Below are 6,809 nucleotides of genomic sequence, written 5' to 3'. Positions count from 1 at the left end.
TTTAATTTGGGCAATTACTTTAGGCGTTTGTGGTGGCTTGTTTATTTGGCAATATCGCCATTGCCATGACCGCCAAGCGCAACATTGCACCGAGTCTTTTTTGCATAATCATAAAGTGGGTATGGTGATTTTTTTAGGTTTGGTGTTAAGTTTGGTGTTTAAGATTTAGTTTTTTGTTGAAGAAAGTCCGTAGATTACGGATTTTCCTCCTCAGTTTTTTCTGCTTGTAACGCCCTAACATAACCATAAACACAAGCAAACACACACAACCAAGTACAAATAGTAAAAATATTTAAGCCTTTTAGGACTTACGCATTGACAAAATTTTTCACTTAAAAATCAAAAAGTTAAAACGTTTGAGTTTCAACCAAAATATAAGCATTAACCTATTGATTTTAAATTAAATCTAAAAAGATAGTGCATAAGTCCTATACAAGCTTATCACGCCTCAACCTCCTCCTTATCTTATACAGTTTAACTCTTGTCTGCGATTAAAAAAACACCACTATTTGTTTTTCAACAACTACGCTTTACGCCATTTTTTGTCACATTTCTGTCATAATCCGCCTCCCAAATTCATCTGAGAAATCCATCGTGAACATCAAAGATATTCATAAATTGGAACAAGCCACCAAAAAAGGCCGCACTGAGCTATTTCGTTTAGGCTTAGGCTTAATTTTTATGGTGGGTGTTATGCTGTATGCCTCCGCCAAAGGTGTTGTGGGTAACGAAGGTACGCTAGTGATTGTCATAGCAGCCGCGATTGGTGCTTATATGGCAATGAACATTGGTGCTAATGATGTCGCCAATAATGTTGGTCCTGCGGTTGGCTCAAAAGCCTTAACGTTATTTGGTGCTTTAGTGATTGCAGCTATTTTTGAGGCAGCAGGTGCGTTAATTGCAGGTGGAGAAGTAGTCGGTACAATCCGAAATGGCATTATTAACCCTAACTTAATTACTGATTCACAAACCTTTGTTTGGATCATGATGGCGGCTTTATTAGCAGCAGCATTATGGTTAAATGTGGCAACCGCTATTGGTGCACCTGTCTCCACAACACATTCTATTGTTGGTGCAATTATTGGCAGTGGTATTGCAGCCAGTGGTATGGATATCGTTAATTGGGGCAAAATGACTGAAATTGCTGCCAGTTGGGTCGTTTCACCTGTATTAGGTGGTTTAGTCGCTGCAGCAATGTTGTACTTTATTAAAAGAACCATTATTTATCAAAGCGATATGGTGGGTGCTGCACGTAAAATTGTGCCGTGGTTAATTGCTTTTATGGGCTGGACATTTGGCACGTATCTTATACTCAAAGGCTTAAACCGCGTTTGGAAAGTCAGTTTTTTAGACGCGAGTTTAATTGGCGTGGGCATCGCGGTGTTATTATTTTTATTTACACGGTGGAGACTAAGTCAATTTAGTCCCCAACAAGATGCCAAACAAAGTGTTAATCAATTATTTACTATTCCACTCATTTTTGCTGCGGCCTTATTAAGTTTTGCACATGGCTCTAATGATGTTGCTAATGCCGTAGGCCCTTTAGCAGCGATTGTTGACGTTTATAGTTCTGTTGACCATATTGTTCATAAAGAAGCGGCTATTCCCATGTGGGTGATGGTGGTTGGTGCATTAGGTATTTCTTTAGGTTTGGCTTTATATGGCCCTAAAGTCATTAGAACAATTGGCTCTGAAATTACCGACCTTGACCAAACTAGAGCATATTGTATTGCTATGTCAGCAACAATTACCGTGATTATTGCTAGTCAAATGGGAATGCCTGTCAGCTCGACCCATATTGCCGTTGGCGGGGTATTTGGTGTTGGCTTTTTACGTGAATATTTAAAATATAATTACGATAAAATGATCGCTCAAATCAAGGCTCATCATCCCGAAGGTGACCAAGTCGCTATAGATGCCTTTTTAGCCAAATTTAATAAGGCCTCTATTGATGAAAAAGGCGTTTTATTAAGAGAGTTAAAAGCGCAAGCCAAAAGACAAATGGATCCTGCCCATTTTTCTAAAGCAGAACGCAATGCCCTCAAAAAAGTTTATCGTACCCAATTAGTACAACGCTCACAATTGTTACGTATTGCTGCTGCGTGGGTGATTACTGTACCCGCAACAGCATTAATGGCTGGATTAATTTTCTTTATTATTAAAGGCGTAACAGCAAGCTAAACACTATCTATTGAATTTTTAAACTAAAGGCTGTTGTGAAAACAACAGCCTTTTTATTTTCATCATCATTTGTATTTGTCATAATACTGCAACACGTTTGTCATGTAATAGCCTCAAACAACCGACTCAAGACTCTTATTAGCCTAGTCGTCTTAAGTACGAGGAAAAGCTCCATGAAAAGTGACCGTATTTTAATTGTCGATGACGAAGCCGCCATTCGTGAAATGATTAGCATCGCCCTCGATTTAGCAGGTTTTGATACCATTGAAGCCGAAGATGCCTTACAAGCTCACCATAAAATTGTTGATGAACGCCCTAGCCTTGTTTTATTAGACTGGATGTTACCTGGTATGACTGGTGTAGAATTGTGCCGTCGCTTAAAACGAGATGAAACACTTAACGAAATTCCTGTGATCATGCTCACTGCGCGCGGTGACGAAGATCATAAAATTCAAGGTTTAGACTCAGGTGCAGATGACTACATTACCAAGCCTTTTTCAACACGCGAATTAGTGTCTCGCATTAAAGCAGTATTACGTCGTTCTTCTGCCCTCAGTGCCGAAAAAGTGATTGAAGCCGAAGGCTTAAAACTAGACCCCGTTAGCCATCGTGTTACTGCCAACGAAAACCCCATCGAAATGGGGCCAACAGAATATCGTCTGTTAGCCTTTTTTATGAGCCATCAAGAACGTGCTTATTCGCGCGCTCAAATGCTCGATCAAGTTTGGGGTGGTAATGTTTATGTTGAAGACCGAACCATTGATGTGCATATTCGTCGTTTACGCAAAGCCTTAGAGCCGTTTGGCTATGATCGTTTTATTCAAACGGTACGTGGAACTGGTTACCGTTTTTCTCTTAAAGCTGACAAACAGGATATTGTGTGACTGCACTGCTTAAAGCTGAACTGTCGAGACTCGCTTATTTATTAGCTGCTTTTGCTGTCATCGGCTGGTTTGCTAATAGCACGGTCTCTTTTTTATTTGTTGCCTTAGCGGTTTATTTAGGCTTGCACTTACGCAATCTTCATAAACTGCATCATTGGTTAAAAAGTAATCCCCAAGATTATCCGCCTGAATTAACAGGAGTTTGGGAAGATATTGCTCAAAACATTTATCGCTTACAAAAAAAAGAAAAAGAAGCTCAGCTTAATTTAATGGGCATTATTCAACGTGCACGTGAATCTGTTTCGGCATTAGATGAAGCCATCGTGTTGGTTGATGGATATGGTAATTTAGAATGGTGGAACAGCGCGGCTGAACGCTTGTTAGGTTTTAAAGATGGCACAGATCATGGCAAAGCCATTACCAATTTAATTCGTGACCCTGCTTTTATTCGTTTCTTTGAAAAAGGCACTGCCAAAGACGCACTAAAACTGCCGTCTTGGATTCAGGCAAACCATTATTTGCAATACGAAATTACTCGCTTTGGTGATAATGATCGTTTATTAATTGCCTATGACATCACTCGCCTGCATCAATTAGAACAAATTCGCAAAGACTTTGTGGCTAACGTCTCGCATGAACTACGAACACCTTTAACGGTATTAAGTGGTTATATCGAAACGTTTATTGATAATGATGAGTTTCCAGCAAGAATTAATCGTGCATTCTGTCAAATGCAACAGCAAACCAAACGCATGAGTAATTTGGTCAATGACTTATTGTTATTGTCTCGATTAGAAAGTGACAACATTAAACAAGAAGCCAAACCCGTTAATATGACTAATTTGTTGGAGCAGCTACGCCAAGAAGCCTTAGCCTATGACCCCGACAAACAACATGCGATTATGGTACATATTGATAGTCCTTTGCAGCTCATGGGTATCGAAAACGATTTGCGTAGTGCCTTTTCTAATTTAATTACTAATGCCATTAAATACACGCCTGCGTGTGGTGCGATAACGATTCGTTGGAGTAATGATGAGAAATACGCCTATTTAAGTGTGCAAGATAATGGTATTGGCATTGAGCCACAGCATATTCCGCGTTTAACTGAGCGTTTTTATCGAGTCGATGCTGCGCGTAGTACAGCTACAGGTGGCACTGGTTTGGGTTTAGCCATTGTTAAACATGTGCTGCTACAACATAAAGCAATTTTAAATATCAGTTCAAAATCCAATGTTGGCTCTACATTTACTTGTGTGTTTCCTAAAAGTGCATTGGTGTAATTTACCAAATCCCTGCATCTAAACCTGCGGCCATATACAAACCTAATTCTTCGGCCTGTGCCAAAAACTCATCCTGCCATTGACCGCGTAAAATCAAGACCTCGTGAACTTGTCGCCACCGTAACCCTGTCAAAATAGTATCAATGGCGCGACGTGTGCCTGTACCATCATGGCCTGCTCTAATGACAATAGCACAAGGAAGTCCTTGTTTTTCCTCTAAAATAGGATAATAACAACGATCAAAAAAATCTTTTAATGCACCACTCATATAGCCTAAATTTTCGGTGGTAAACAAAATAATTGCCTGACAGGCTCGAATATCATCGGCAGTTGCTGCTAATGCTGGTTTATAAACCACATCAACATCTTGAATATCGGGATGATTAGCCCCTGCTAACATTGCTTTTAACACAGCTTCAGTATTTGCTGAAGGTGTATGCGCCACAATTAACAGGGTTTTACGGGACATAAATAGCTAGCACCAAGCATTTACGCTTGACCATCAATACGTTTTTTTAAGGCTTCATCACTAATATGACGGACATCTGTACCTTGCACCAAATAGACTAATTGCTCAGCCACATTACGCGCATGATCGCCAATCCGCTCTAAACTACGTAAGACCCACATCACATTCAACACACGAGCAATATAACGCGGATCTTCCATCATATAAGTCATTAAGGCACGCGTTGCCGTTTTGTATTCTAAATCGACTTCACGATCAGACTGCATCACTCTTAAAGCTTGCTGTACATCTAAACGCGCAAACGCATCTAAAGTATCATGCAACATGACACGAATTTGATTACCAATATGACGAGTTTCTACATAACCGCGTGGTGACTCACCCTCTTCACATAAAACTTGGGCATAACGCGCAATTTTAGCGGCTTCATCACCAATACGCTCTAAATCGATAATTGCTTTGCTAATGGCAATAATCATTCGTAAATCGGACGCAGCAGGTTGACGACGTGCTAATACTTTAACCAATTCATCATCCAAATTTTTTTCCATGCTGTTAATTTTTTTATCATCAGCCTGCACAACTATCGCTAATGCGGAATCTGCATCCAACAAGGCATGAATCGCATCCGTTACTTGTTTTTCGACCAAACCACCCATTTCTAAAAAATGGGTACGAATATCTTCTAATTCAGCATTAAACTTTTGCGAGATATGGTGGCCATAATCTTCTTTACTAGCGGGCATAATGGTGTCCTCAAAATAGTTATTTTTTTGCTAGAGAGCCTTTAACACTCTAGCAAAAAATACGATGTCATTAACGATAATTGCTTTGCAAAAAAGACACCAATTAACCATAACGACCTGTAATATAGTCTTCGGTTTGTTTATTGGTTGGGTTAGTAAACAAGGTATCGGTATCGCCATGTTCAATCAATTTACCCAAGTACATAAAGGCTGTGTAATCAGACACACGCGCTGCCTGTTGCATGTTATGGGTAACAATCAAAATAGTAAAACGATCACGCAACTCATGAATCAACTCTTCGATTTTTAAGGTCGAAATCGGGTCAAGCGCCGAAGCTGGCTCATCAAGCAATAACACTTCTGGCTCAATAGCAATGGCACGCGCAATCACCAAACGTTGTTGTTGACCACCCGATAAACCTAAAGCAGAGTCATGTAAACGATCCTTTACCTCGTCCCATAAAGCTGCGCCTTTTAATGAGTGTTCGACCACATCATCCAACACACTCTTTTTGTTAATACCCTGCAAACGCAAACCATAAGCCACGTTTTCATAGATAGATTTTGGAAAGGGATTGGGCTTTTGAAAGACCATTCCTACTCTTCTTCTAATAGAGACAGGATCAACCGCACTATCGTAAATATTTTCCCCGTCGAGCAGGACGGTGCCAGTGACTTTAGTATTGGGAGTGAGTTCATGCATGCGGTTAAGGCAGCGAATAAAAGTGGATTTGCCACAGCCGGAGTGGCCAATCAGCGAGATGAACTCCCCTTGGGCAATGTCCAGATTGACGTTCTGCAGGGCGACAAAGCGGCCTTTTTTGGTGTCGAACGCCATGCCGACTTGTTCCAGGTGCACGTATCGGTTATCCATTTTCCCTCTCCCTGCGCAAATCAGTTGTACTGGAAGCGACGCGCCAGCATCATCAAGCCTTGCTCCAGCGCCAGGCCAATCAGGCCCACCACGAAGATGGCGACAATGATGTGCTCCACATTCAGGTTGTTCCATTCATCCCACACCCAGAAGCCCAGGCCCACGCCGCCAGTCAGCATTTCTGCCGCCACAATCACCAGCCAGGCCACGCCAATCGACAGACGGATGCCGGTCATCAGGTGCGGCAGCACCGAGGGGAACAGAATGGTGGTGAACACTTTCCATTCCGACAGCTTGAGCACACGGGCCACGTTCAGGTAATCCTGCGGCACGGTGGATACGCCAGCGGCGGTGTTCAAAATAATCGGCCAG

The 6,809-nt window shown here is 41.5% G+C and carries 7 protein-coding genes; 3 read left to right on the top strand and 4 right to left on the bottom strand.

Annotated features, from left to right (window positions below):
• The first annotated feature begins 594 nt into the window (after positions 1–594).
• The 3 genes from Q0212_RS05665 to phoR all read left to right on the top strand — a co-directional run bounded on the left by Q0212_RS05665 (position 595) and on the right by phoR (position 4,348).
• Positions 595–2,181 (top strand): inorganic phosphate transporter, encoded by a 1,587-nt coding sequence (locus tag Q0212_RS05665; protein WP_297923443.1) that lies wholly within the window; start codon positions 595–597, stop codon positions 2,179–2,181.
• A 173-nt stretch (positions 2,182–2,354) separates the two neighbouring features.
• Positions 2,355–3,065, top strand: coding sequence for a phosphate regulon transcriptional regulator PhoB (gene phoB / locus Q0212_RS05660; protein ID WP_297923441.1), 711 nt, complete (start codon positions 2,355–2,357; stop codon positions 3,063–3,065).
• Positions 3,062–4,348 (top strand): phosphate regulon sensor histidine kinase PhoR, encoded by a 1,287-nt coding sequence (gene phoR, locus Q0212_RS05655; protein WP_297923439.1) that lies wholly within the window; start codon positions 3,062–3,064, stop codon positions 4,346–4,348. The genes phoB and phoR overlap by 4 nt, the downstream gene beginning before the upstream one ends.
• Position 4,349: 1 nt before the next feature.
• Here the strand turns inward: phoR and Q0212_RS05650 are convergent, their stop codons facing one another.
• From Q0212_RS05650 to Q0212_RS05635, 4 genes are all read right to left on the bottom strand, one after another.
• Positions 4,350–4,817, bottom strand: coding sequence for a flavodoxin family protein (locus tag Q0212_RS05650; RefSeq protein WP_297923437.1), 468 nt, complete (start codon positions 4,815–4,817; stop codon positions 4,350–4,352).
• Between the two features lie 20 nt (positions 4,818–4,837).
• Positions 4,838–5,563 carry a phosphate signaling complex protein PhoU gene (phoU, locus tag Q0212_RS05645; protein ID WP_297923435.1) on the bottom strand — a complete coding sequence of 242 codons (726 nt, stop codon included), beginning with the start codon at positions 5,561–5,563 and terminating at the stop codon, positions 4,838–4,840.
• A gap of 103 nt (positions 5,564–5,666) precedes the next feature.
• Positions 5,667–6,401 (bottom strand): phosphate ABC transporter ATP-binding protein PstB, encoded by a 735-nt coding sequence (gene pstB / locus Q0212_RS05640; RefSeq protein ID WP_297923445.1) that lies wholly within the window; start codon positions 6,399–6,401, stop codon positions 5,667–5,669.
• A 56-nt stretch (positions 6,402–6,457) separates the two neighbouring features.
• A partial coding sequence (locus Q0212_RS05635) for an ABC transporter permease (RefSeq protein ID WP_297923433.1) occupies positions 6,458–6,809 on the bottom strand: 352 nt, incomplete at its 5' end.

The sequence above is a fragment of the uncultured Agitococcus sp. genome (assembly GCF_937920075.1).
Classification (GTDB): domain Bacteria; phylum Pseudomonadota; class Gammaproteobacteria; order Pseudomonadales; family Moraxellaceae; genus Agitococcus.
Note: the sequence above shows the minus strand (reverse complement) of the source record. Positions and strands in the feature narration are given on the sequence as shown.

What these genes read in the sequence shown, in the direction of transcription:
- phoU (WP_297923435.1), bottom strand. Translation starts at nt 5,563, where the DNA reads ATGCCCGCTAGTAAAGAAGATTATGGCCACCATATCTCGCAAAAGTTT.
- Q0212_RS05650 (WP_297923437.1), bottom strand. Translation starts at nt 4,817, where the DNA reads ATGTCCCGTAAAACCCTGTTAATTGTGGCGCATACACCTTCAGCAAAT.
- phoB (WP_297923441.1), top strand. Translation starts at nt 2,355, where the DNA reads ATGAAAAGTGACCGTATTTTAATTGTCGATGACGAAGCCGCCATTCGT.
- pstB (WP_297923445.1), bottom strand. Translation starts at nt 6,401, where the DNA reads ATGGCGTTCGACACCAAAAAAGGCCGCTTTGTCGCCCTGCAGAACGTC.